The sequence below is a fragment of the Planctomyces sp. SH-PL62 genome, assembly GCF_001610895.1.
Lineage (GTDB): Bacteria > Planctomycetota > Planctomycetia > Isosphaerales > Isosphaeraceae > Paludisphaera.
Genome location: NZ_CP011273.1, coordinates 4163805 through 4187716, shown reverse-complemented (window position 1 = coordinate 4187716; position 23912 = coordinate 4163805). Strand labels below are relative to the sequence as shown.

Annotated in this window: 24 protein-coding genes; 15 read left to right on the top strand and 9 right to left on the bottom strand. The window is 68.2% G+C overall.

The genetic code is table 11. From position 1 onward, the window contains the following. Positions 1–122 precede the first annotated feature (122 nt). The 5 genes from VT85_RS16275 (at position 123) to VT85_RS16255 (ending at position 4889) form a co-directional block, all read left to right on the top strand. The gene (locus VT85_RS16275) at positions 123–638 is read left to right on the top strand and encodes a response regulator (protein WP_068417436.1); all 516 of its coding nucleotides are present in this window, start codon (positions 123–125) and stop codon (positions 636–638) included. 163 nt (positions 639–801) lie between these two features. After that, complete coding sequence (locus tag VT85_RS16270) at positions 802–2085, top strand: hybrid sensor histidine kinase/response regulator (protein ID WP_082858647.1); 1284 nt, start codon at positions 802–804, stop codon at positions 2083–2085. Between the two features lie 7 nt (positions 2086–2092). Further along, entirely contained in the window at positions 2093–2851 is a 759-nt protein-coding gene (locus VT85_RS16265; RefSeq protein WP_068417433.1) for a PleD family two-component system response regulator, read from the top strand. A gap of 8 nt (positions 2852–2859) precedes the next feature. Beyond that, entirely contained in the window at positions 2860–3702 is an 843-nt protein-coding gene (locus VT85_RS16260; RefSeq protein WP_068417430.1) for a hypothetical protein, read from the top strand. After that, on the top strand, positions 3699–4889 hold the full coding sequence (locus VT85_RS16255) for a FliM/FliN family flagellar motor switch protein (protein ID WP_068417425.1): 1191 nt from the start codon (positions 3699–3701) through the stop codon (positions 4887–4889). Before VT85_RS16260 ends, VT85_RS16255 begins: the two co-directional genes overlap by 4 nt. Positions 4890–4899: 10 nt before the next feature. Here the strand turns inward: VT85_RS16255 and VT85_RS16250 are convergent, their stop codons facing one another. After that, positions 4900–6399 (bottom strand): hypothetical protein, encoded by a 1500-nt coding sequence (locus VT85_RS16250; RefSeq protein ID WP_068417423.1) that lies wholly within the window; start codon positions 6397–6399, stop codon positions 4900–4902. A gap of 222 nt (positions 6400–6621) precedes the next feature. On the opposite strand from VT85_RS16250, the gene VT85_RS16245 reads away from it, so the two are divergent. The 4 genes from VT85_RS16245 to VT85_RS16230 all read left to right on the top strand — a co-directional run bounded on the left by VT85_RS16245 (position 6622) and on the right by VT85_RS16230 (position 12030). Next, on the top strand, positions 6622–8028 hold the full coding sequence (locus VT85_RS16245; protein WP_068417420.1) for an MFS transporter: 1407 nt from the start codon (positions 6622–6624) through the stop codon (positions 8026–8028). Positions 8029–8293: 265 nt separating this feature from the next. Continuing rightward, positions 8294–9346 (top strand): FtsH protease activity modulator HflK, encoded by a 1053-nt coding sequence (hflK, locus tag VT85_RS16240; RefSeq protein ID WP_068417417.1) that lies wholly within the window; start codon positions 8294–8296, stop codon positions 9344–9346. Next, complete coding sequence (hflC, locus tag VT85_RS16235) at positions 9343–10464, top strand: protease modulator HflC (RefSeq protein WP_068417414.1); 1122 nt, start codon at positions 9343–9345, stop codon at positions 10462–10464. Before hflK ends, hflC begins: the two co-directional genes overlap by 4 nt. Positions 10465–10647: 183 nt before the next feature. Further along, a complete protein-coding gene (locus VT85_RS16230) occupies positions 10648–12030 on the top strand; it encodes an efflux RND transporter periplasmic adaptor subunit (protein ID WP_082858998.1) in 1383 nt (460 codons plus the stop codon). On the opposite strand, the gene VT85_RS27715 is transcribed toward VT85_RS16230, so the two are convergent. Beyond that, entirely contained in the window at positions 11985–12926 is a 942-nt protein-coding gene (locus VT85_RS27715; RefSeq protein WP_156512900.1) for a hypothetical protein, read from the bottom strand. The genes VT85_RS16230 and VT85_RS27715 overlap by 46 nt on opposite strands. A 195-nt stretch (positions 12927–13121) precedes the next feature. On the opposite strand from VT85_RS27715, the gene VT85_RS16220 reads away from it, so the two are divergent. Further along, positions 13122–13922 carry a HEAT repeat domain-containing protein gene (locus VT85_RS16220; protein ID WP_082858646.1) on the top strand — a complete coding sequence of 267 codons (801 nt, stop codon included), beginning with the start codon at positions 13122–13124 and terminating at the stop codon, positions 13920–13922. 435 nt (positions 13923–14357) lie between these two features. Here the strand turns inward: VT85_RS16220 and VT85_RS16215 are convergent, their stop codons facing one another. The 5 genes from VT85_RS16215 to VT85_RS16200 all read right to left on the bottom strand — a co-directional run bounded on the left by VT85_RS16215 (position 14358) and on the right by VT85_RS16200 (position 16658). After that, positions 14358–14768 carry a response regulator gene (locus VT85_RS16215; RefSeq protein ID WP_068417402.1) on the bottom strand — a complete coding sequence of 137 codons (411 nt, stop codon included), beginning with the start codon at positions 14766–14768 and terminating at the stop codon, positions 14358–14360. 25 nt (positions 14769–14793) lie between these two features. Continuing rightward, a complete protein-coding gene (locus VT85_RS16210; RefSeq protein WP_068417399.1) occupies positions 14794–15489 on the bottom strand; it encodes an HAD family hydrolase in 696 nt (231 codons plus the stop codon). 129 nt (positions 15490–15618) lie between these two features. Further along, complete coding sequence (locus tag VT85_RS16205; RefSeq protein WP_068417396.1) at positions 15619–15966, bottom strand: P-II family nitrogen regulator; 348 nt, start codon at positions 15964–15966, stop codon at positions 15619–15621. Between the two features lie 168 nt (positions 15967–16134). Continuing rightward, positions 16135–16290, bottom strand: coding sequence for a hypothetical protein (locus VT85_RS27710; protein WP_156512899.1), 156 nt, complete (start codon positions 16288–16290; stop codon positions 16135–16137). Positions 16291–16319: 29 nt separating this feature from the next. Beyond that, positions 16320–16658: a hypothetical protein gene (locus tag VT85_RS16200; protein WP_156512898.1), complete on the bottom strand. Its 339-nt coding sequence runs from the start codon at positions 16656–16658 to the stop codon at positions 16320–16322. Positions 16659–17029: 371 nt separating this feature from the next. On the opposite strand from VT85_RS16200, the gene VT85_RS16195 reads away from it, so the two are divergent. Further along, a complete protein-coding gene (locus VT85_RS16195; protein ID WP_068417390.1) occupies positions 17030–17887 on the top strand; it encodes an RNA polymerase sigma factor RpoD/SigA in 858 nt (285 codons plus the stop codon). Between the two features lie 22 nt (positions 17888–17909). Here the strand turns inward: VT85_RS16195 and queA are convergent, their stop codons facing one another. Further along, a complete protein-coding gene (queA, locus tag VT85_RS16190; RefSeq protein WP_068417386.1) occupies positions 17910–18965 on the bottom strand; it encodes a tRNA preQ1(34) S-adenosylmethionine ribosyltransferase-isomerase QueA in 1056 nt (351 codons plus the stop codon). Between the two features lie 96 nt (positions 18966–19061). Here queA and VT85_RS16185 point away from each other — a divergent pair, with 96 nt between their 5' ends. Continuing rightward, a complete protein-coding gene (locus tag VT85_RS16185) occupies positions 19062–20246 on the top strand; it encodes a glycosyltransferase (RefSeq protein ID WP_068417383.1) in 1185 nt (394 codons plus the stop codon). A 50-nt stretch (positions 20247–20296) separates the two neighbouring features. Here VT85_RS16185 and VT85_RS16180 read toward each other — a convergent pair whose 3' ends face one another. Next, a complete protein-coding gene (locus tag VT85_RS16180) occupies positions 20297–20665 on the bottom strand; it encodes a hypothetical protein (protein WP_156512897.1) in 369 nt (122 codons plus the stop codon). A gap of 1082 nt (positions 20666–21747) precedes the next feature. Here VT85_RS16180 and VT85_RS16175 point away from each other — a divergent pair. The 3 genes from VT85_RS16175 (at position 21748) to VT85_RS16165 (ending at position 23889) form a co-directional block, all read left to right on the top strand. Next, on the top strand, positions 21748–22242 hold the full coding sequence (locus VT85_RS16175; RefSeq protein ID WP_068417377.1) for a helix-turn-helix domain-containing protein: 495 nt from the start codon (positions 21748–21750) through the stop codon (positions 22240–22242). Between the two features lie 173 nt (positions 22243–22415). After that, positions 22416–23345 carry a fused DSP-PTPase phosphatase/NAD kinase-like protein gene (locus tag VT85_RS16170; protein ID WP_156512896.1) on the top strand — a complete coding sequence of 310 codons (930 nt, stop codon included), beginning with the start codon at positions 22416–22418 and terminating at the stop codon, positions 23343–23345. After that, the gene (locus VT85_RS16165) at positions 23311–23889 is read left to right on the top strand and encodes a tyrosine-protein phosphatase (RefSeq protein WP_068417369.1); all 579 of its coding nucleotides are present in this window, start codon (positions 23311–23313) and stop codon (positions 23887–23889) included. Before VT85_RS16170 ends, VT85_RS16165 begins: the two co-directional genes overlap by 35 nt. Positions 23890–23912 lie beyond the last annotated feature (23 nt).

Sequence of the window (23912 nt, the reverse complement as noted above, 5' to 3'; positions counted from 1 at the left end):
CCGGATGGGCCGAGGGGTTCGCACGCGTCCCGGAGATGGTAGAGTAGTTCGAGGCGAGCGGCGGACCCCGGGTTCGCGGCCCCTCGCGAATCGAGGCTCGACCGAGGAGGAGTAGGGCGGCCATGGCCAAGAGCAAGCACTGTCTCCTGATCGTCGACGACGAGCCCAACGTGTGCGACTCGGTGCATGACCTCCTGCGCCGCGAGTTTCGGGTCCTCAAGGCGCACAGCGCCGATGAAGGCTACCGGTTGATGCAGGAGGAAGAGGTCCACATCGTGATGTCGGACCAGCGGATGCCCCAGATCACCGGCGTGGAACTGCTCACCCGCCTGAAAGCTCGCTATCCTCAGGCGGTTCGGATGCTCTTCACCGGGTTCGCCGATCTGGAATCCGTGATCGCGGCCATCAACCAGGGCCACGTCTTCCAGTTCATCCGCAAGCCCTGGCAGCCCGAGGAGTTGCTGGAGGCCGTGCGCCAGGCCGCCGCCGAGTACGACCGGCTCGAGCAGTCGGCCAGGGAACGCGACCTGCTCCTGAACGAGATCGAGGGCCTCAAAGGCCGCGTCTCCTGCCTGGAGTCCCTCGTCGACCGACTGAAAGACCACGACGTCCCCGCGAGCGGCCCCTCGGGCGAGTGAAGCCCCTCGACTTCGCGGCTGGGCCCGGATCAGGGACTGCAATCGGCCGTCGAAGCTGTATGATGGAGAACTGGGAACCTTTGGGCGCGACCGCTCCGGGGGTCTCGTGATGATTCGGAATGGACCTGATCCCCACCCTCCGACCGCGGGCGGAGCGAAGCGGATGAAGCGGCGGCATACTCTCCTGATCGTCGACGACGAAGTGGACGTGCTGGAAAGCCTGCGTCATCAGTTCCACCGCGCCTATCGGGTGCTCACCGCCCCCAACGCCCGGGCCGCGCTCGAGTTGCTCCAGGACAACGAGGTCCATCTCCTGCTGTCCGACCAGCGGATGCCCGGCATGTCCGGCGACGCCCTCCTGGCCGAGGCCCGGCGGATCCAGCCCGACGCCGTCCGCATGCTGTTCACCGGCTACGCCGACATCCAGGCGGTGATCAACGCGGTGAACGAAGGCCACATCTTCCGCTACATCCTCAAGCCCTGGGACGCCGTCGAACTCGAAGGCGTCATCCGCCAGGCCGCCGAGAAATACGACCTCCTGGCCGAGCGCAAGGCCCTGATCTCCGAGCTTCAGGACGCCAACAGCCAGCTCGTCCGGGCCAATGAGGACCTGGCCCGGGCGGACCGCCTCAAGACGGCGTTCATCGAGGTCGCCAGCCACGAGTTCAACACCCCGATCACCCTGGTCCTGGGCCTGACCGACCTGCTCCGGCTCTCCTCCAGCGAACGCTCGGAAGAGGAGTCGGAGATCCTCCACCAGATCACCTCCAGCGGGCGTCAACTCGCCCGCCTGGTCACCAACATGCTCACCCTGCTCCGGGCCGACGACTTCCGCCGCACCCTCGAGCGCCGTCCCGTCGAGTTGGCGACCGTCGTCCAGGGGGTCGTCGACCAGGTCCGCCCGTTCATCCACGCCCGCCACCTCCACCTGAAACTGGAGGTCGCGGACGATCTCGGCCCGTTCGAGATCGACTGCGACAAGGTCGCCTCGGCGCTGGTGAACCTGATGACCAACGCGATCAAGTTCACCCCCGATCGCGGCGAGGTCGCCCTGACGGCTCGGCTCGACGGCCCCGAAATGGCCGTGATCGAGGTCGAGGACCACGGCGTCGGCATCGAGCCCGAGGCGTTCCGCCACCTCTTCGAACCCTTCTTCACCCAGCTCGACCCCAGTTGCCACTCCTCGGGCGACTTCGGATTCCAGAAGCGGGGCCTGGGGCTGGGCCTGAGCATCGCCAAACAATTCGTCGAGATGCACGGCGGCGGCGTCTCGGCCGAACGGCTGGAGGGGGGGGGCACGCGGATGACGATCCGGCTCCCCCGGAGCGAGGCGGTCGTCGACACGGCCCCGACGCCCGCCGACGACCGTCGCGAGCCCTCGCCATCGACCGAGGTCGAGCCGATCGCCGATCTCGGCCCACCCCCGGCCCGGCCCACCGTTTCGTGAGAACCCGATGCCCACAGCTCTCATCGTCGAAGACGAACCGGAAGCCAACAAGCTCTTGGGGATGCTCATCAAGCTGCGCGGCTATCGTTCGACCCCGGCCTTCACCGGCGGCGAGGCGCTCGAGCAACTGGGCCGCCAGGTGCCCGACATCCTCTTCCTCGACCTGATGCTCCCCGACGTCGACGGCTACGAGATCTGCCGGGCCGTCAAGTCCGCCAAGGCCACCTGCCTGATCCCGCTGGTCATCGTCTCCGCCCGCATCGCCCAGAGGAACCGGATCGACAGCTTCCACGCCGGCGCCGACGAGTTCATCTCCAAGCCTTACACGCCCGAACGCATCTTCGAGGCCCTGGAACAGGCCGAGGCCCTCCGCGAGCAGGCCTCCCGCGAAATCATCAAGGGCTCGATCCGCTTCGTCGACCCCGACGACGATCTCCCGCTCCACGACCTGGCCCGGCTCCGGAGCCTGATCCTCGGCCGCACCCCGCTCGAAGCGGAGGTCGCCGGCCGGATCAACGGCCTGCTCGACCAGGCCTGGCGTTGCATCGTCCGGCGACCGAGCGAGCATCCCGACGACGAGCCGGGCTCGGTCCACTACGAGTTGACCCCCGATCGCCTCGTCCTCTCCTTCCGCGACGGCATCGCGTGGTTCGAAGAGTTGCAGAAGTCCCCGGACGATCCATTCGTCGCCGGCCTCCAGGTTTTCGACGAGGTCTCCGTCGACCGCGTCGTCCCCCGACTGACCTTGATCAAGCGCTGGGCGTGAGGGCGTCGATGGCCGCCGGAGCCGAACGCAAGACCGGCCTGAGCACGGCGCACGCCGCATCCCAGGCCATCTCGACCGCCCTCGAAGGGCGAGACGGCGGGGCAGAGGCCCTCGCGCAGCTCGCGCGAAGGCACCGCGAGGAAGCCCGGGCCGATCTCGGATCGATCCACCCGTCCTGGCTCGCTCGGGCGCTCCAGGACGAGTCGCCGGCGGTCCGGTCGATCGTCGCGCACCACGGGCCTACCGGCGTCGAGCGAGCCTTGCGCGCGGGCGGCGGCCTCGCGGAGCCGGATCGTCCCCCCCATCTCGAGGTCCTGAACTGGGTCCTCTCGCTCTGGACCGAACGCCTGGTGGGCGGGTCCGACTACGACGAGCACCCGCTCGTGATCGCCGCCCTGACCCGAACGTCGACCCGTGATGCCTGCCTGCTCTGGAGCGAGGTGGGACGGCTGAAATCGGCCCTCGCGCTGGGGGTCGAGGGATGGGGGGAGCTTGGAAACTTGCCGAAATCCCCGTCCGACGCCGTCCGCACCTGGGCCCTCCATGACGTGGCAGCCGTCGAAGGGGAGCGGCTCTCGCGGCGCCGCAAGCTCGGGCTCCTCGGCCTGATCACCGCATTCCGCCTCCTCGCCGACTGCGAGCCGTTCGCCATGCGCTGGGCGCTTCAACGGCTGCCCTACGAAATGGTGAGGAGGGCGCGATCCATCTCCCCGCGGTCCTCACGCGACTCCGCGGCCCTGGCGACCTTCGCACGCCTGGAAAGCCTGATCCTCCGAACCGCCTGGAAACGCCTCCACGAGCAAGGCCGAATCGCGGCGGCCCCTCCGGCGGCGATCGAGGAGCGACGATGACCGCCGACGACGGTTCCGCCCACGTCTGGGACGGCCTCCCCCGGCTCTCCGCCTGGACGCTCGCGCTGGAGCGTCGGGCGGAAGCCTGGCGCGAAGCGGAGCGGACCCGCGCGGGGTTCGCCTGGATAGCTCCGCCCGGCGGTCTGGACGTCGCCTTCGATCGGCCCGAGGTCGAGGGCCGGGCCGCCGCGCTGGGAAGGCCGGGGCTCGTGGCCCAGTTTCGTTGGCCCCGGCTCCGAACCCGCCTGGCGTTCGGGGTCGAGGTCCCCATCGTCCACGCCGTCGTCGACGGGCTCCTCGGGTTCGACCGGCCGTTCGCCGACGTCCGGCTTCAGACCACGCCCGTCGAGTGGGGCGTCTGGACTTACCTCGTCACCCGGGCTCTCGAGCAGATCGCGGACTCCGGCGCGAGCCCCTTCCGCTTCGGCGGGCAGGTCGAATCCGACGCGCCCGACCTCTCGATCGACCGCGTCGGGCCCAGCCCGTTCGACGTCGAGGGCCTGGGCGAGGTCGTCACGATCCGCTGGGCCGTCCGCGTCGGCTCCGTCGCCGGGGCGGTCCGGCTCTGGATCCCCGCGTCCCTGGCCGTGTACTGGGTCGATTCGCCCCCCCATCCGCGTCCACGGCCGCCGTTCCCGCCGTCGGCCGTCGATCTGGCCTCGGAGTGGCGGGCCGTGGCCGGTCGGGCGTCGATGCCGCTGGGCCTGGAGAAGCTCCGCGTCGGCGCGGTGCTCCCGCTGGCCCGATCGCGGCTGGCCGGGACGCCGACCGAACTCGCCGGATCGCTCGACCTGATCTGTCGGGCGGGCGGCGACGGCCCGGAATACCGCATCGCCGTGGAGCCCGCGCCCGGCTCCTCGGGCCGCCGGGTCCGCGTCGCGGGCCCGCTGCTCCAACGATCGTTCACGCCAGGGGATGAAGTCATGAGCACGAGTTCCGAACCCGCCCGCCCCGAGAGCCCGGTCGCCGACCCGCTGGACGCCCCCGTCACGCTGACGGTCGAGATCGGCCGCCTCAGCCTCCCCGTGAGCCGACTCGCCGACCTCAAGCCGGGCGACCTGCTCGAACTCAATCGGCACACCCGCGAGCCGGTCGAGATCACTTCCGGCGGACGGCTCATCGCGCGCGGCGACCTCGTGCTGATCGACGCCGAGATGGGCGTCCGGGTGACCAGCGTCTTCCTCTGATCGGATCGGCTCAGACGGGATAAACGACCTGGATCAGCGCCTGGAGCCCGAGGGTCTGGATCCCCACCAGGAGCACCGTGGCGAACAGGGCCCTCGACCCGCCGCCGAGCCGCGTCAGGCCGACGCCGACGGCCAGGAACAGGGGCGGGAGGAAGAGCATCCAGAGCCGGGCCGTCTCGCCCATGTTCCGGCCCGTGAGGTTGACGATCGTCAGCACAGCCAGCGTGCACCAGGCCGCGCGCGGGATGTACCGGCGGTCCGCGACCGCGCCGATCACGCCCCAGACGACGATCGGCAGCCCGGCGGCGACGGCCAGTTCGATCGGGTTGACGAGCAGCCAGGCGAAGTACGACCGCGGGTATTCCAGGTAGAACCGGGCGTGGTGCCGCAGGTTCCAGGCCCAGACGGCGAACGGGTCGGCGCCGGTCGCCAGCCATCCGGCCGCGACCACGCCCGCGAAGCCGACCCCGATCCAGGCGATCGTGCCCAGGCGCCTCGGCCACGAGATCGACCGCGTCGCCAGCACGACCAGCGCGACGATGAGGCCGATCGGCAGGAAGGCCAACGTGAAGACCATGCCGAACGCCATCACGGCTCCGGAGGCCATCGCCATGCCGGGCGAGGCCCACGTCCCCAGCCCCGGCGTCCCTCGGATCCGCGAGGCCCACGCCGCCGCCGCCAGCGCCGTCGCCGAGAGCAGGGGGTAGGCGGCGTCGGCGCCCGGCTGGAACAGGTTCAGGGCCGGGGCCAGCGGCCAGAGCGAGGCCGAAGCCCAGGCGAGCTGCGGCGGCAGCGACTCCCGCGCCAGCAGGTACAACGGCGCGACGGTCCCGGCGCAGGCCAGCAAGGTGATCAGGCTCGCCAGATAGATCGCCGCTCGATCGGCCCTCGGCAGCGGCTTACGCTCGATCGCCTCGAGCTGGCGGAACGCCACGGTCACCGGGGGGGGCATGGCTGCGTTGAGGAAGTCGGCGGCCGCGCGGCGCCGCTCCATCGCCCCGATCAGGAAGCAGTGCATCGCGATCAGGCCGGGGGGGTGGGTGCCGATGTGGAGCGAATCCTGCCCCTGGATCCAGGCCGGATAATCGGCCAGGAACTTCCAGGGATCGGCCGCCGCCTGCTCCTTCGCCACGTGGTAATAGCCGGTCGATCCGTGGAAATAATGGACGTAGGCCCATTTCGTGAGGTCGTACTCGTCGGCCGCTCCCATCGGGATCAGGACCTGGAGGGTCACCGCCGAGGCGAGGAGTCCGGCCACCCAGCTCGTCTCGCGGAAGCCGCGCCGCGAGGGGACGCCCAGCGCGCGATAGCCCAGGGCCGCGTAGCCGCCATAGGCCGCGACCCCCACGAAGGCGATCAGCAGCCCCAGGATCGGCGGCGGCGCCTTCACGCGCAGCCATTCCCACTCGCCGGGCACGCCCAGCGGAACCTTCCCCGAATATACGACCGCGATCAATCCCGCGACGAGGATCGCGGAGGCCGCCAGCGTCGGTCCGATCTTCCGTTTCATGCCGACGATCTTAGCGGCCGGAAGGCCGACAGGCGAGGCGCCTTTCCCCGACCGAGGGACGACGCACGGTTGCCGCCGGGCCGCTCTCGTGGTTTGATCGTGGAGCGGGCCTTGCGACGTGGCGGGGAACCCCCGCGCCCCGGCGGCCCGGCCGTCACCTCCCCACCGCCCTCACGTCGCGAGCGGCCCTGATCCGCCCCATCCGTCCCCCGAGGAAGACTCATGAACCTGCCCGACGTCCCCGCCGCGGAAGCCCCGGACGGCACCCCCTGGTGGCGCGATCTGGACCGATATCAGTGGTTCGTCTTCCTCGTCGCCACGCTCGGCTGGCTGTTCGACACGATGGACCAGCAGCTCTTCAACCTGGCGCGCAACCCCGCCGTCACCGAGCTGATCGGGGCGACCCCCGGAGACCCCGCGACGGTCGGCCAGGTCGACTATTACTCGGGCCTCACCACCAGCATCTTCATGATCGGCTGGGCGACCGGCGGCATCTTCTTCGGCATCCTGGGCGACAAGATCGGCCGGGCCAAGACGATGATGCTGACGATCCTCGCCTACTCCGCCTTCACCGGCCTGAGCGCGATGTCGGTCGGGGTCTGGGACTTCGCCGCCTATCGATTCCTCACCGGCCTGGGGGTCGGCGGCCAGTTCGCCGTCGGCGTGGCCCTGGTGGCCGAGGTCATGTCCGACCGCACCCGACCTTACGCCCTGGGATGGCTCCAGGCCCTCTCGGCCGTAGGGAACATGATGGCGGGCCTGATCGGCATCGGGCTGGGCAAGATGCAGGAGGCCGAGATCGTCGCCAGCGCCTGGCGGACGATGTTCGTGGTCGGCCTGCTCCCGGCCCTGCTGGCGATCCCCGTCTTCCTCAAGCTCCGCGAGCCCGACCGCTGGAAGGCGGCCGTCCGCAAGGAGGAGGCCGAGGAAGCCGCGGGCGGACCCGAGCCCGCCCACAAGCGGGGCTCGGTCGCCGAACTGTTCACCGACCCGCGCTGGCGGCGGAACACCATCGTGGGCATGGTCCTGGCCTTCTCGGGCGTCGTCGGCCTCTGGGGCATCGGCGTCTTCAACGCCGACCTGAGCCGGACGGTCCTCCGCAAGCATTACGCGGCCAGCGGCCTCTCCCCCCAGGAGATCGGCGGCAAGTTGACGTTCTGGGCCGGGATGACCCTGCTCATGTTCAATGCGGGGGCGTTCTTCGGGATCCAGGGGTTCGCCAAGCTGACCCAGCGGATCGGCCGCCGACCGGCGTTCGCGATCGCGTTCGTCCTCGCCGGCCTGTCGACCGCCACCTCGTTCTGGCTGCTGAACGAGTTCTGGCAGATCTTCGTCTTCGTCCCGATCATGGGCTTCTGCCAGCTCTCGCTGTTCGGCGGCTACGCGATCTATTTCCCCGAGCTGTTCCCCACCCGCCTGCGCAGCACGGGCATCTCGTTCTGCTACAACGTGGGCCGGTTCGTGGCGGCCTCGGGCCCGTTCGCCCTGGGATTCCTGACGAACTCCGTCTTCGCCGGCTATCCCGAGCCGATGAGATACGCCGGCGTCACCATGTGCGGGGTCTTCATCCTCGGCCTGCTGGCGCTGCCGTTCGCCCCCGAGACCAAGGGCCAGCCCCTGCCGGAATGAGCCGAAATCGAGGGGGCGGCGGCCTCGCTTCGCCGCCCCCGAGTCGGACCCGCCTTGCCGTGCGTCGATCTCCCGGCCGACAATAGGTGCGTGACCTCGGGGCCGAGCCGCCCCCTCGTCGAGTATCCACATCCCTTGCCGCGAGACCGTCGCCAAGAAGCCGGCCTCGCGGACGAAGATCTTACCGGCCCTAGGGGCGCCCCGGCGTGATCGTGACGCCGGGACGACTCCGAGACCGGCCGCACCTGGAAAGCAGGCCCTCAGCATGGAAACGTACTCCTTCGAAGACGGGATGCGCGGGCGTCCCCGCCGCGGCGGCCCGCCAAGCGACGCCTGGGCGCGGTACATCCCCTTCATCCCCTGGGTGCTCGGGGCCCTGGTCGCCGTCCTCCTGATCTCGGACTTCAGCTACACCGTCGAGCCCCACGAGCAGGCGGTGGTGCTCCGGTTCGGGGCCTACAAGGCGACGACGATGCCGGGGCTGCATTTCAAGCTGCCGATCGTGGACCGGGTCATGAAGGTCAGCGTCGAGGAGCACGGGCTCTCGCTGCCGTACAGCCCGGCGATCCAGGCCGCGCAGGGGGGGAATCGCAACGCCATCCGGGTCCGCCAGCTCCAGGCCGAACCGGACGACGACGAGACCCTGATGCTCACCGGCGACCTCAACACGGCGTCCGTCGAGTGGACCGTGCAATGGCGCGTCACCGAGCCGTCGAGCTACCTCTTCCGGTTCCCCGGCGAGCCGGACGACCAGGCGGCCGCCGACCTGCTGACCTACGTCTCTCGCACTGTCATGAACCGGCTCGTCGGCGACTATTCGTTCGACGAGATGATCGGCCCCAAGCGCGGCGACATCGCCGTGCAGGCCCGCGAGGACTCCCAGCGGATCCTCGACGCCTACGACTGCGGAATCACGGTGACTGCGCTCCAGATGCAGCGGGTCATCCCGCCCGATCGCGTGAAGCCGTCGTTCGACCGGGTCAACGCCTCCATCCAGCTCAAGCAGAAGCTGGAGAACGAGGCCGAGTCCGCCCGCAACAAGCTCATCCCCGAAGCCCGCGCCAACCGCGACAAGCTGATCCGCGAGGCCGAGGGCTACGCCGCCCGCACCAAGGCCGAAGCCCAGGGCGAGATCGAGGCCCTGCTGGCCCGCTACCACGCCTATGAGCGCGCCCCCGACGTCACCCGCCAGCGGCTCTATATCGAAGCCATGCAGGCGCTCCTCGAGTCGGTCAAGGATAAGACCATCATCGACGCCGATCTCAACCGGGCCTTACCGATCCTGAACTTGAACGAGAAGGGGGAGGCGGCCAAATGACGCCCAGCAAACGTCTCGCCGTGATCCTCGGCATCGCCTTGGTCCTCAGCATCCCGGCCGCCCGCAGCGTCTGCTACGTCGTGACCGAACGCGAGTTGGCCGTGCTGCTCCAGTTCGGCGAACCGGTCGCCAGCCGGACCAGGCCGGGACTCTACTTCAAGATCCCGTTCATCCAGGAGGTCCTGCGGCTGCCGAAGACCCTCCAGATCTGGCACGGCGACCGCCAGGCCAAGCTCGTCGACGTCCCCACGGCCGACGGCAAGAAGATCGAGGTCACGGTCTGGGCCGTCTGGCGGATCACCGATCCGGTCCTGTTCGTCCGCACCCTCCGGACCCTGGAGAACGGCGAGTCCCGCGTCCAGGCCTTCGTCCGCAGCACGGCGCGCGACACGATCACCACCCACAACCTCGCCGAGATCATCCGCAGCACCGATCGCAAGATGACCTACACCCTGGGCCTCCCTCCGGAAGTCGTCGCCGCCGCGAGCAGCGTCGATCCCAAGGACCCCGCCAAACACGACGTCGAAGACATCCCCGGATTCCTCGTCGCTCCCGAAGCCAAGGAGGCCGTCGTCCTGGGGCGCCTCAAGATCATGGACCAGATCCGCGACAGCGCCCGCGCCGCCCTGGCCGCCGACGGTCGAAGCGAGGGCGAGTCCCAGGGCCGAGGCATCGAGCTGGTCGACGTCGGGATCTCCCGCGTCGAGTTCGTCCCCCAGGTCCGCGAGGCCGCCTTCGACCGCGCGATCGCCCTCATGGAAGCCATCGCTGCGAAGGCCATCGCCGAGGGCGAGCAGCGCAAGAAGGAGATCATCAACAAGACCGAGGCCGAGGTCCAGAAGATCGAGGGCGAGGGGAAGCAAGAGGCCAGCGTCACCCGCGGCAAGGTCGACGCCGAGGTCATCGACGACTACGCCAAGGCCATCCGCGAGTCCGGCGACTTCTACAACTTCAGCCGGACCCTGGAGGCCTACAAGACCGCCTTCAAAGGGGACACCCGCCTCATCCTCACCACCGACGGCGAACTCCTGAAGATGATCAAGGCCCTGGAGCCCGCCAACGCCCCCAAGCCCGACGGCTCCTCCGTGACCGCCGCCGAGGCCCCGGCCAAGCCCTGATCGAACCCGCGCCGACGCCTCCGCGCCGGTCGCGCCCGAATTCCCCCGCCGAAACGAACCCGCACGCCACCCTCGTCGTACAGGGTGGCGTCGCGCTCGCCGGCAGATTAAAATCGTTTCATGGTCCGGCCGGGTACATCGCCCGGCCGCATCGCGCCCGTCGAGCCGAGGACCGCCATGACGATGATCGGAGAATCCATCCGCGCCCGAACTCCGACGGGACCCGATCGAGAGCCTCATGGGCGTCGATCGAGGGGGTTCAAGCTGTTCGTCGGCGGGCTGGTCCTGGCGGTCGCGGGGGGGCTGGGTTATTACGTCTGGTCGGGTTGGTCCCCCGAGGCGCGGCGAGCGGTCGTCGCGCGGGTCCGGGCGATGGTCGAACCTGGCAGGTCGCCCGCGCCGGATGCGGCCGTCCCCGTCGCCGCCGCTCGGCCCCCCTGGAACGGCCTCGTCGAGCTTAACGACGAACAAATCGCGGCGATCGGCGTGCGGGTCGTCCCCGTCCAGGCCCAGGTCGAGCCGATCAAGCTGGAACTGACCGGCCGCACCGCCTACAACGAGAACTCGCTCACCAAGGTGCGGCCCCGGTTCGACACCCTGGTCGAGGGGGTGCTCGCCGAGAAGGGCCGACTCGTCAAAAAAGGGGATCCCCTCGTCGAGTTGTACAGCACCGAGCTGGCGACGGCGAAGAATCGGTTCCAGACGAACTACGTGCAGTGGCGGCACGACGTCCGCTACCTCGACGTCCGCGAGAAGCTCGTCAAGACCGGGGCCATCTCCGAGCAGACCTACATCGACACGGTGAACGACGAGAGCAAGAGCCGCCTCGACTACTACACCTCCTGGGAGAACCTCCGGGTCCTGGGCGTCCCCGAATCCGAGATCGAGCCCCTGACCGCCAACCTGGGCGAGGCGCCGAGTTCGGGCGCGCTGCTGAACGTCTCCGACAAGGCCAAGCTGACCCTCCGCTCCCCCGTCGACGGCATCGTCATCGAGAGGAACGTCGTCCCGGGCAACCTCTACGACAACAACGACGTCCTCATGGTCATCGCGCCACTCAATCAACTCTGGGTCTGGGTCAACGTCTTCGAGCGCGACCAGGCCAAGGTGGCGCTCGGCCAGCGGATGAACATCCAGTTCCCGTTCCTGGATCAGACCTTCGCCGGGACCGTCGAGTACGTCGCCTCGGAGGTCTCCAAGGAATCGCGAGCGGTCCAGGTCCGGGCCTCGATCCCGAATCCCGACCGCACCCTCAAGGCGGACATGCTCGTCCGGGCCGTCCTGGACGTGCCGTCCGTCGAGGGCCAGTCGGTGATCCCCCGCGTCGCCATGGTCATGCTCCACGGCGAGCCGTTCGTGTTCGTCCGGGCCCCCAACGCCGAGACCGACGGCAAGGCCAAACGCTTCGAACGTCGGCGGATCGTCGTGGCCCAGGAGAACGCGGACAAGGTCATCGTCCATGAAGGGCTGAAGGCTGGCGAGGAGATCGTCTCCAACGGCAGCCTGATCCTGGCCCAGCGCTATGAAGACCTCCAGATCGTTGCGTCCGGCATGCCCCCGGATTGATCCCGATCCGCTCGCCCCGCCCCGGCTGCGCGATCGAGCCTTTCGGGCTCGGCGAAGCGGCGTAGCAGCCCCCGAAGCGTCGCCTCGGCCTGCGCCTCCGCCGCGACGTCGGAGCCTGTCGAGTCGGAGACGGCCTCCAGGCCCCGCCACGTCAGCCGAAAGGGCCAATCGGCGATCACCGCCGAGCGATTGAACTGGTCGCGAATCCGAGAGCCCCAGGCCGCGCCCCAGCGGTCCCGGAACCAGACCCAGATCCGATCGACCCGGCGACCTCGTTCCGCCCCCTCGCGCCGGACGCTCCACCAACCCGACCAGCAAGCCGCGCCGAGCGCCAGGGCGAAGGCCGACCGGGCATGCCCGCGCGCCGCGGCTGACCAGCCCGTCATCGCGACCCCCGCGAACTCAAAGCCCAGGCCCACGCCCAGGATCACGGCGGACGTCCGGAATCGCGTGGGCAGATAATTCGCGACCCCGACCCCGCCGAGCATCACATAGAAGACGCTCCAGGGTGCATCCAGCCGGAACGAGCCCGAACGCCCCATGCCTCCTCGCATCGCGTCCGACGACCCGAGCCACGGGATCAGGAAGACGAGCACCAGGCTCCCCGTCAGCCACGCCCAGGCCCTCACCCCCGGCTTGCGGGCGTTGAGCGGCCAGGTCAGGCCGCACAGAACCGCGATCGACGCGATATAACAAATCCTCTCAGAAGAGGTTGCGTCGCCCAGGACCGCCTCCGTCTGCGCCGCGATGGCCAGGCCGATCGCCGCTGCTCCCCAAATCAGGCCTCCTCGTAAGGCCGTCCCCGAAGCGCCTCGCCAGGCCCGAAACCAGGGAACGAACGCGGTGAGCAGGAGGAAAACCGAGCATGCATTCGCCCAATCATCCAATCCAGGCATTACCATTACCATCGGTACGACCCCGATCATCCTTGGAATGAATCGAATCGCCCTTCCGCGGCAGATCCTATCCGATTCGAATTCAAGAAATTGGGACTTTAGTAAAAATGGGTTGATTAGAGAATTTAACCCGCTAACGTTGATTGAAGCGGCAAATTCGCCAAGGTCAACCAAGTCCCCCTGAGAGCTATACCGATGACGGCGGCGACGGCAAGTCTCTACCTGATGCTGACGGCCACGTTGGGTACGATCCATGGGGTCCATACCCGGAACCAGCCCGACTGCCACGACTGCGGCGCGGAGCAGGCCACGGTGCGGGAGGAGGTCGGCAAACTCCGGACGGCCAAGCACTGGACCGCCCGCCGAAAGGCGGCCAGGGCGTTGCGAGCGCACGACTGGAAGCAGTATCCCGAAGCGGTGGAGGCCCTCAGCGGGGCCCTCCTGAATGATCGCCAGGGGTTGGTGCGTCAGGAGGCGGCGGAGTCGCTCGGCAAGATGAAGCCCTGCCTGCCGGTGGCCCACGAGGCCCTCGCCTGCGCTTCGGAGAAGGACTCCTGCCTGCTCGCTCGCCATGCCGCCCGGAAGGCCCTCAAATCGGTCGGTAAATTCTGCGAAGAGCCCTGCGACGTCTGCGGCTTCGACTCGATCGGGGGCGAAACGATCCTCCCACCGATCGGCGTCGAGTCTGGCGAACCGGAGTTTTCGCCCCTTCCCGAAACGTCGTTCGACGTGCCGGCGACCACACTGACGCCCCTGGGGCCGGACGCGCCGGAAGTCCCCGCCGCCCCGCTCGGTTCCTCACCGTTCGTCCCGAACCAGGAGCTTCCCATCCCCCCGCGTCCTCCGGTGGGGCTCCCCAGGATCCACCCCGAGGACGACCTGCCTCTCATCGCCCCCGAAGCACCGATCGACCGATACAACCCCCGTCCGGCCGAGCCGCCGCCGACCCCGCTGAGCCGGGTGATCCCCCCTCCGAAGCCGGCCTGGCCTCGATAAGGCGACCGCGACAACCGTTTACTCCGGTCGCGCCGGTCGGCCCGCCTTCGAGATCGGCCGTTGGGTCGTATTGTGGGGATAGGGCGGCCCGAAACGTCCCGGCGCGGATGCGGTGGATCGCGTCTGGGCCTTCCCGAGACGAAGCCATCGAAACGGCAATCGAAACCGCCGAACGAAGCCAATTTTCGGCAGCCCGAATCCCAGGCAACCTCTTTCCACCACAGACCTTACAGCGAATTGGCTTCCTTCGTCGACGACGCGATCGAAGCCAATTCCGCGAGCCTCGACCCCTGGCCTCGTAATCGTCATCGAAAACGCCGAACGAAGCCAATTTTCGGCGGTCGAATTCAAACGCAAACCAAATCGGCTATGACCTTTACGACGAATCGGCTTCGTTCGTCGGCCGGGCGAACGAAGCCAATTCCGCGAGGCGTGTCAGGCCTGCCCGAGGTAGCGCCGGATGAGGTCGGGGAGCTGGGCGGTGAACTTGCTTCGGGGCATGACCTCGCGGCAGCCGGCGGCCCGGGCCGCGTCGAGGGCTTCGACGTCGACGTGGGAGCCGAAGGCCACAAACGGCGTGTCCGGCCCGGCCTCTTGCTGGAGCCGGACCAGGGATTCCGACGAGGCGAGGGGGCCGGCGGCGAGGTCGACGAAGACGGCTCGGGGCCGATGTTCCGCGATCAGGGCCGAGGCCAGCTCGACGTTCCCGGCGACCTGAACCTTGTGGCCCAGCTCCCTCGCGGTGCTGGTGATCTTGACCGTGAACATGAGGTCGCGGCTCAGGAGGACGCCCGAGACAGTCGTCGGGGGCGTCTCGGGGCCTGGCTTCGGTGCGTCGAGAATCATGGGTGCATCGGCCTTTCGGATGTCGTCAGCGTGCTGTGACGTCGGCGAAGGTGGCATCGATCCAGGGGCGGGTCAACTCGGCCAGGCCGTCGATGACGGCGTCGGCGCCGGAACGGGTCAGCTCGTCGGCCGGGTAGGTCTGGGTGATCCCGACGGCCTTCATGCCCGCCCCCTTGGCCGAGATGATCCCGGCGAGGCTGTCCTCGATCACCATGCAGTCGGCTGCGTTCAATTCCGGGCGGTTCGCCCGAAGGGCCTCGAGGGCCTGGACGTAGCCCGAGGGGTCGGGCTTGCACCGGAACGCGTCCTCGGCGGCGACGATCGCCGAGATCCGGTCGCGCAGGCCCAGGCGTTCGAGGGAGTAGACGATCTCGGCCCGGAGCGCTCCCGAATTGATCGCGACGGGGTACTGTTCGGCGAGGCGTCGGATCGTCTCGGCGGCGTCGGGGAAGAATTTCAGGCCTTGATCGGCGACCTCGAAGTAGCGGACCCCCTTGCGCGCGATCATGTCGGCGATGCGGGCGGAGTCGTAAGCCTGGCCGGCGTCCTCCAGGACGTGCTCGAAGCAACCGGCGTCGTCGTAGCCCAGGTAGCGGTCGTGGTAGTCCTGGTAGGTGATGATCACCCCTTCTTGCTCCAGGATCTCGCGAAACAGATCGAAGTGGACCGATTCGTCGTCGACGATGACGCCGTTGAAGTCGAAAATCACTGCGGAAATCATGGGGTGTCGTCACCAATAAAGATGAAGGCGTGGGAGGCGTCGGGACCGGGCCGAGCCGGCGCCGAGCAGGCGATAGCGAACCTTCGCGGGCGGGCGCCGCAGGCGATTCGGGCGAGTGCGCGTGGGGTGCTAGACGGCCTCCGGCCCGCGCTCGCCGGTGCGGATGCGGATGCAGTCGTCGAGGGGGAGGATGAAGATCTTGCCGTCGCCGATCTTGCCGTCGGGGCCGCTCCGCCCGGCTTCGAGGATGGCGCTGACGGTCGGCTCGACGAAGTCTTCGTTGACCGCGATCTGAAGCTCGATCTTGCGCAGGAGGTTGACCGTGACCTCATGGCCGCGATAAACCTCGGTATAGCCCTTCTGGCGGCCGAACCCCTGGACGTCCATGATGGTGAGCCGAAAGACCTCGACTTTCGAGAGGGCTTCCTTCACGGCCTCGAGCTTCGTGGGCTGGATGATCGCGATGATGAGCTTCATGGAAGTCCGGGCTCGCAGGTGAGTGGGGAAGCGCGGGCCGCATCGCCCGACTCCCCGTTCCCGGGCGTGGCGATGCGGCTCCCGCGCCCTCGGGTCGATTTTCGAGCAGATCCGCTCCCGGAGTCAACCGGGGCTTCGTCGAAAAGCGATCCCGAGGGGCTGTGAGCCTCAGTGCTGGTGACCGTGGCCGTGATCATGACCGGCGGCGAGCGGCGGCCGTTCGATGGACCGCGGGTAATCCCGCTTCGTCTCGGTCCAGGTGCATCCGGTCAGCCCCAGCGCGAGCATGAGGCATGAAAGCCCGAGGACGGTCTTCCTGACCATGATTCGATTCCTTCCTTGGGTGGGACGGGTCAGGGCGTGAAGGGGGTCGTCCCCGCGCCCGCCGGAGGGGGCGGGGGAGGGCTGACCGAATCGCCGCCGTCGATCGCCGAGCCGCTGCCCGCGCTGTCGTCCAGCGACGCCGGAGCCGGCGTCGTGCCGGATTCGCGGGTCGCGGTCGGTGAGAGGGGCGCGGTCCCGTAGGCCGCCGCGCGGGGCTCGCCTTCGAGCGGCGGGCCGGTGTAGGAGCCGGGGATCGCCGCGTAGCGGCCCGGGACCGGGAAGTCGTCGCACTCGTCGCAGAACGTCGCGCAGCCGGTCCCGCACGAAATCAACGCGACGGCCGCCACCGCGTCACGAAGCCTGAACATGACGAATCCCTTCTCGAAAGTCCGTCCCTGGAATTCCGTTCGACCCCCGCGAGGTTGGAAGCCCTCCTCGGGCGCTCGGGGCCGAACCTGATCGCCCCGATCCGAAACGATCATCGGCAACGCCCGCCGTCGACGATGAGCCGAAGTCGCCGGCCGGGAGCCGGACGCACCTCCCGCCCCCTCCTCGCGAAACGACCGGCCGCAACCCCTTCGTCCGGTCGTCAACTCCAGGCCATCCTCCCATGCGCTCATTTTGTTGACAGGGGTTCTGGACGTCTTACGGTATTCAGGACGAGCCAGTCCGAGCCTCGCGCGGAGCCGGCGAGGTCGCCGCCTCGGAGCCGACGTGGACTTTCCAGGAGTATCCTCAGATGGTTTCCAAGAACTCGAATCGCCGCGAGCTGGGCGGCTCCCCTCTCCAGATCTACCTCACGGAGATCAACGCCACGCCGCTCCTCTCCGCCGAGGAAGAGCGGGAGCTCTCCGAAAAGGTCGCGGCCGGCGACCCTTACGCCCGCGAGCACATGGTCAAGGCCAACCTCCGGCTCGTCGTGAATATCGCCCGGGGCTACCTGGGCAAGGGTCTGAACATCGAGGACCTCATCGAGGAAGGCAACCTCGGGCTGATGCGCGCCGTGGAAGGCTTCGACGGCCAGATGGACACCCGCTTCAGCACCTACGCCAGCTACTGGATCAAGCAGTCGATCCGCCGCGCCGTGATGAACAACGGGAAGCCGATCCGGCTCCCGGCCTACATGGTGAGCCTGCTGGCCAAATGGAAGCGGGCCTCCGCCATCCTGACCGAACGAATGGGCCGCCAGCCTACCATCGAGGAGGTCGGCAAGGCGCTCAAGCTCTCGAAGAAGAAGATCGGGATCGTGGCCAAGGCCATCCGGGTCAACAGCCTCACCCACCAGCTCGAGAACTCGGAAGACGACAAGCCGATCCTCGACGACATCCTGACCGACGATCGCGGGAAGGCCCCGGAAGATCAGATGATCGAGGCCGACGACCTGGAGCGGGTCTTCGACCGTCTCGACGCCCTCGACGACCGCGAGGCCGCCGTCGTCCGCATGCGGTTCGGCCTGGAGCCTTACGACCCGATGACCCTGCGCGAGGTCGGCGAGCAGCTCGGCCTGACCCGCGAGCGCGTCCGCCAGCTTGAGAACCAGGCTCTTCGCAAGCTGATCCACGATCTGGAAGAGGTGGTCGAGCCGGCCGGTCGCTGAGCGTCCCCGGCGCGCTCCGCGATCACGCCAGTACGAGCATGGCGTCTCCGTAGCTGTAGAACCGGTAGCGTGAGCGGACGGCCTCGGCGTACGCTTCCCGGATCAGGTCGAGCCCCCCGAGGGAGGCGACCAGGACGAGCAGGCTGCTCCTCGGCAGGTGGAAGTTGGTCACCAGGGCGTCGACCGCGTGGAAGACGTGGCCCGGCCGGATGAACAGGTTCGTCCGTCCCTGGAAGGCTTCCACCCGTCCCGAGGCCGCCGCCGTCTCCAGCGTCCGCGCCGAGGTCGTGCCGACGGCTACGATTCGACCGCCGTCGGCACGCCTCGCGTTCAGGAGCTCGGCGGTCCCCACGTCGAGTTCGGCCCATTCCGCATGCATCTCGTGGGCCTCGATGGTCGGCGTCTCGATCGGGCGAAACGTCCCGACCCCCACATGCAAGGTCACGTCGGCCCTCGCGACCCCACCGGCCGCCAGCCTCGCGAACACGTCGTCGGTGAAATGCAGCCCGGCCGTGGGTGCGGCGACGGAGCCGGGCCGGCGGGCGTAGACGGTCTGATAGCGGAGCAGGTCGGCCGTACCCGCCATCCCGCGACGAATATAGGGCGGGAGGGGGGTACGGCCGTAACGTTCGAGCAAACCGAGCGTGGTCGCTCCGCGATCTTCGGGCGACTCGGGAGCGGGTCGGACGACCCACGCCCCAGCAGGGCCGCGGCCTTCCAAAACCAGGCGGAGCCCGGGAGACTCGCCCACGATCACGACCTCGCCGGTCTCCGGACGGCCCCGAGTCCGCGCCAGGATCTCCCAGCGGCCGTCGTCGCCGTCGCGCAGGAAAAGCCCCTCCCACTTCCCTCCGGTCGCCTCGCGGCGGCCGATCAGGCGTGCGGGGACGACCCGCGAGTCGTTGCGGACGAGGACGTCTCGCCCATCGAGCAGCGAGGGAAGCTCGTCAAATCGACGATGCGCGATCGTCCCGGAGCGGCGGTCGACCACCATGAGGCGGGAGGCGTCGCGGGGCTCGACGGGATGCTGCGCGATCAGCTCTTCGGGGAGTTCGAAGTCGTATTCCGAGGTCAACACGGCGGCCAGGGCTCTCTCTCGGCGCGGATCCGGGGTAAAATCGGGCGGGGCGGACGCCGACGTCGCCGCCACGGCCCTCCAATCGACGAGTATACCGTGCAGAGCCTGAAGCGACGCCTGGAGACGGCGAGACGCCGCCCCGGTCCCCCGCCCGACGCCCCCGTCCCGATCGCCCTGACCATCACCGACCTGGACGTCGGCGGGGCCGAACGGGCCCTCGCCAGCCTCGCCATCGGGCTGGATCGCCGGCGATGGTCCCCCCTGGTGGTGAACTTGAGCGACGAGGGGGAGTTGGCAGCCACGATCCGGGCGGCCGGCGTCCCCTGTGAAAGCTTGGGCCTGAGCCGGCGTCGCCCAGACCTCGGGATCATCAGGCTGGCGAAGGCGCTGCGTCGCCATCGGCCCGCCCTGGTTCAGAGTTTCCTCTTCCACTCCAATGTCCTGTCCCGCCTGGCGGGTCCGTTGGCGGGCTCGCCCTGGATCCTGGGAGGGCTCCGCGTGGCCGAGCATCAGAAACGCTGGCATCTGACGCTCGACCGCCTGACGAATCGCCTGGGGTGCGGATCGGTCTGCGTATCGGAAGGGGTTCGGCGGTTCAGCGTGGAGCAGGGGGGCCTCGACCCGGACCGGCTGACGGTCATCCCCAACGGCGTCGATCCCTCGCGGTTCGATGAGGCCGCCCCCACGCCCCGTGAAAGCCTGGGCGTTCCCGATGAGGCCTACCTGGCCCTGACCGTGGGTCGACTCGACGTTCAGAAAGGGCTGCCCGACCTTCTGGACGCCGTCGAACGCGTCGGCGAGTCGTCGGGATCGTGGCGGCTGGCGATCGTCGGCGACGGCCCCCTGATGGGATGGCTCCACGATCAGGTCGCGTCCAGACCGGGACTTTCAAGCCGGGTCCTCATCCTCGGTCGGCGGGGCGACGTTCCGTCGTTGATGCGATCGGCCGACCTGCTGATCCACGCGGCCCACTGGGAGGGGATGCCGAATGTGGTCCTGGAGGCGATGGCCGCAAGGCTCCCGGTCGTCTCGACGGCCGTCGAAGGGTCCGTGGATCTCGTGACCCCTGGACGAACCGGCTGGCTCGTGCCCATCGGCGACGCTCCAACGCTCGCCGAGGCGATCCGAACGGCGCTGGCCGATCGGGAGGTCGGTAGGAGAATGGGCGGAGCCGGCCGGCTTCGCGTCGAATCCGATTTCGCCACTTCCCGGATGGTCGCGCGCTATGAGGAACTCTGGGCCGGGGTGCTCGGCATCGGGGACGCGATCGCGGCGACCTGACGCCCCAGGTCGACAAGGCTCGACTGGGCGCCTCGGCGGGACGGCGCGTCTCAGCTATTCCCCTTCGTCCAGGCCGAGGCTTGCTGGATCCGTTGCCCGACGCTTGCTCGCTCACGGTTGGCCTCGGCCATCGACAGCGTGCATTCCAGAGGATCGAAGGTCGAGTTCGCCTGGTCCCGGATCGCGTCGTGCAGCGCCCGGGTGAAGCCGGGGCTGAGGGTCACGCCTCGCTGCGCGTGGATGAGCCCGTCATCGGTCCCGACGAGTGAGATCCAGAGCAAGGCCCGAGTCTCCGGCGAGCCGTCGCGAGGCGGGACGGCGCGAGTCTCGGAATGCTGAAGGTGCCAGACATAGGGGACGTCGCTCCAGACGACCGACTCACCGAAGCGATAGGCCAGGAAGAAGAGAGGTCCAATCACCGTCAGCGCGAATCGGGCGTCTCCCTGACGAACGTCCTCTATGAGCCGATCCCCCGGGGCCGGCGTGAAGACCGTCAACGAGTGGCCGCAACCTCCATATCCATACTGGGCTCCTTCGGGCCAAGAAGTCCGATCCGGCAGGAATCGCTCTCCGACGCGATAAGCCGGTGCGGGAGTCGGTTCCGCCCCCGCCGTTCCCTCGCGATTCCTCAGGGACGCCGTCGCGACCCGATTGTTGGAGATCATCTCGGCCTCGATGTTAATTCAGAGGGATCCGACTCGAGAGGGCGACCTCCCCCGCCGGGATCGGAGCCCGACCTCGAGCATCGCCATCGCCGCGGACGCTCCCATCGGCCCGCGATCGGGAGCCGATGCCGCCCACGAAGAGACAACGAGGAGAGGAGCCGCATCTTACATGGCGACAGCCGATTTTTCCTTTAAATTCGGCGGAATCAGACATCTCGACGGTTTCCGACGATCTGTCGGATCCCTGCATGAACGCGACTGCAAGATTCGATCCGATGGATGACGTCGCGCCGCGGCGCGTTCGCAAAGCAACCCTTTTCATTTCCAGATATTCACTACGCTTTGATCCTGAACATTCACCGTGGAAATGGTGCCCCTTCCCATCGATCGGGGTCATCGACACGCCTGAATATACCGTCGCGTTCGATTCAAATTAATGCGGCCACGCATCGAAGCGATCCTGACGTCGCCCGTCCAAACGCCGCAAAACCGTGAGCGTAGCTCGACTTGCATCCAGGCTTGATGGATGGAGTCGGTGACCCCGGCGGGTTCCGATACGGCGCTTTCTCGATTTATCGAGCCGAAATCCGAGTCCCGTCCACCCTCGGGGGAAGCGGCGTAATCGGGTTGAAACCCCTGGAAAATCGCCAATGCCCGCTTAAACGGAGTCCGATATTCCTTTCTTGGCCATCCTGTCCATTTCGCAATTGATTTTTTTTGGTGGAGTTGTACTATTCCTAATACCTCGGGAGGTTCTCGTCGCAAATTCGGGCGAGTCTCCCCGAAACATCTCGGTCTAATGACGTCGATCCCGCCTGTGAGAAACGAGACTTGCCATGAATCTTGCCAAACGAATTCGCGACCTCCGCTACGCCAAGGGTTGGGGGCCGGACGAACTCGCGAACCGGGCCAAAATCTCCCGGACCGCGCTTTACCAGATCGAGCGGGGCAATACCAGCAAGCCCCAGGCGGGGACCCTGCGTCGGATCTCCAGGGCTTTGGGCGTGCCGTTGGAAGTGCTCCTGGACTCCACGCCGCTGCTGGGCGAGAACCCTGACGGGATGGAATCGACCCTCACCGCCCCCTCCTTCAGTGGCCTGGCCAGCGCCGAGCGCCTGCCGACGACCGAACGCGGGGAGGAGCTGATGGAGAAGTTCCGCCTCCTGCTGGCCTCCCCCCTGGCGGACGGCATCGCCCGGATCGTCGAGGAATCGTTCCGGCTCCTGCCGATCATTCCGCCGCCGGTCCAGAGCGGGATGTCGCACCATCTGGCGGCGATGGACGCCGACACCGGCCGACGCCGCTCGCGCTCCCAGGCTTCCGGTGAGTAAGTAGTCCGCGCCGCCTCAGCTCCCGTCATCGGGGGCCACCCCTCCGCCGTCCGAACCCACTCGACCAACTGCCCAATTACCATCGAGCACGACCACGCCGCCACGACCATGGGTCGCGCGACGCCCCGATCGGGGTGCGCGCCCATCCTGGGTCAAGCGACGCGAATGTCGGGGTGCGCGCGGACGTCGCCGAGGTCGTCGCCCGGGGTGTTGATCTTGCCGGAAAGTGCGCTGCGGATACAATCCCGTCGACCTGGAGCCGGCGTGCGTCGAGGCCGCCGATCCCGAACCCGTACGTTCTCCACCGGGAAGGAGCCTGCGTGGTCCGTCGTCGACCGTTCCTGACGCTTGCCAAGGCCGCCCTGCTGATCGCAGGCGTGACGGTGGGCCTGGTCGTCTTTCGCGATCAGTTGCTGGAGAAGCGGGTGCAGGTGATCCAACCGGGTCGCCTGGTACGCGGTGCCTGGCAGCAGCCCGCCCCGCTTCGGCGGCTGGTCTCCCGAGAGGGGATCAAGACGATCGTCACTCTGACGGCGATCAACACCACCGACGACAAGTTCATCAGCCAGAGCGGGGTCGTCCGCGAGCGAGGCCTGGACTGGGTGATCGTGCCCATGCGCGGCTCCCGAGCGACGGTCGAGCAGATGGCGATCGCGGCCGATTTGCTGGCCGATCCGTCGCGCCAGCCGGTCTTTTTCCACTGCGTCGCCGGCCATCACCGGACCAGCCTGGCCCACGCGGCCTATCTGATCCGCCATGAGGGCTACACGGCGGAGCAGGCGTGGGAGACCGTCTCCAGCTACTCGTGGGCTCGCCCCGAGGCGGTCGTCGATCGCAACGATCAGTTCCTGATTGAAGAATTCGCGAGGGTGCAGGCGACGCTGTCGCCGGAGCCCGGCAGCGGTTACTGGGAGGTCGGGAGTGGTAAGCACGCGAAGACGGATCGTCCGAAGGACTCTGGCGGCGGTCGCCTTGCTGATCCTGACTCCGACGGCCTGGATCGGCTGGAACCAGGCCCACGACAACTTCGGGATCGTGCAGCCGGGGCGGGTCTATCGGTCGGCGCAGATGTCGGCGGCCCGGCTGACGAAGACCCTTCGTGAGCGGGAGATCCGCACGGTCCTCAACCTTCGGGGGTCGAATCCGGATCAGTCCTGGTATCGCGAGGAGCGGGCCGCGGCGCTCGACGCCGGCGCCACCCAGATCGACGTCTCGCTCTCGTCGTGCATCTGGATGTCCCGCATCCAGCTCCGCACGCTGGTCAAGGCGCTCGACGAGATGAGCTACCCCGTCCTGATCCATTGCGCCTGGGGATCGGAACGGACGGGCCTGGTCTCGGCGATCGCCGAGCTGCTCCGCGACGGCTCGACGCTCGATGACGCTCGCGACGAGCTGGCCTTGCGATATCTCTACGCGCCGATCGGCGACGGTCGGATCATGTCGGAGGCGATCGACCAGTACGAGGCGTGGCTGAAAGCCGAGGGGGTCGAGCACCGCCCCGAGGTGTTCCGCCGCTGGGCCGAATCGGGGTATCGCCCCGGAAACCCGAGCCGAGAAGCCTGGCCCTACGACCCTTACCCCCTGATCGTGATCACCCCCCCGACGGCCGAGCGAACGGCCGCCGAGGAGGGGGCGACGAGGCGGTGACGTCCCGGCCGGACGGCGGGGCG

Coding starts and splice junctions, on each gene's coding strand:
- VT85_RS16230 (WP_082858998.1), top strand. CDS start 10,648: ATGATCGGAGAATCCATCCGCGCCCGAACTCCGACGGGACCCGATCGA.
- VT85_RS16270 (WP_082858647.1), top strand. CDS start 802: ATGAAGCGGCGGCATACTCTCCTGATCGTCGACGACGAAGTGGACGTG.
- VT85_RS27710 (WP_156512899.1), bottom strand. CDS start 16,290: ATGGTCAGGAAGACCGTCCTCGGGCTTTCATGCCTCATGCTCGCGCTG.
- VT85_RS16245 (WP_068417420.1), top strand. CDS start 6,622: ATGAACCTGCCCGACGTCCCCGCCGCGGAAGCCCCGGACGGCACCCCC.
- VT85_RS16275 (WP_068417436.1), top strand. CDS start 123: ATGGCCAAGAGCAAGCACTGTCTCCTGATCGTCGACGACGAGCCCAAC.
- hflK (WP_068417417.1), top strand. CDS start 8,294: ATGGAAACGTACTCCTTCGAAGACGGGATGCGCGGGCGTCCCCGCCGC.
- VT85_RS16220 (WP_082858646.1), top strand. CDS start 13,122: ATGACGGCGGCGACGGCAAGTCTCTACCTGATGCTGACGGCCACGTTG.
- VT85_RS16195 (WP_068417390.1), top strand. CDS start 17,030: ATGGTTTCCAAGAACTCGAATCGCCGCGAGCTGGGCGGCTCCCCTCTC.
- VT85_RS16255 (WP_068417425.1), top strand. CDS start 3,699: ATGACCGCCGACGACGGTTCCGCCCACGTCTGGGACGGCCTCCCCCGG.
- VT85_RS16205 (WP_068417396.1), bottom strand. CDS start 15,966: ATGAAGCTCATCATCGCGATCATCCAGCCCACGAAGCTCGAGGCCGTG.
- VT85_RS16265 (WP_068417433.1), top strand. CDS start 2,093: ATGCCCACAGCTCTCATCGTCGAAGACGAACCGGAAGCCAACAAGCTC.
- VT85_RS16210 (WP_068417399.1), bottom strand. CDS start 15,489: ATGATTTCCGCAGTGATTTTCGACTTCAACGGCGTCATCGTCGACGAC.
- VT85_RS16165 (WP_068417369.1), top strand. CDS start 23,311: ATGTCGGCGGCCCGGCTGACGAAGACCCTTCGTGAGCGGGAGATCCGC.
- VT85_RS16250 (WP_068417423.1), bottom strand. CDS start 6,399: ATGAAACGGAAGATCGGACCGACGCTGGCGGCCTCCGCGATCCTCGTC.
- VT85_RS16215 (WP_068417402.1), bottom strand. CDS start 14,768: ATGATTCTCGACGCACCGAAGCCAGGCCCCGAGACGCCCCCGACGACT.
- VT85_RS27715 (WP_156512900.1), bottom strand. CDS start 12,926: ATGCCTGGATTGGATGATTGGGCGAATGCATGCTCGGTTTTCCTCCTG.
- VT85_RS16200 (WP_156512898.1), bottom strand. CDS start 16,658: ATGTTCAGGCTTCGTGACGCGGTGGCGGCCGTCGCGTTGATTTCGTGC.
- VT85_RS16260 (WP_068417430.1), top strand. CDS start 2,860: ATGGCCGCCGGAGCCGAACGCAAGACCGGCCTGAGCACGGCGCACGCC.
- hflC (WP_068417414.1), top strand. CDS start 9,343: ATGACGCCCAGCAAACGTCTCGCCGTGATCCTCGGCATCGCCTTGGTC.
- VT85_RS16175 (WP_068417377.1), top strand. CDS start 21,748: ATGAATCTTGCCAAACGAATTCGCGACCTCCGCTACGCCAAGGGTTGG.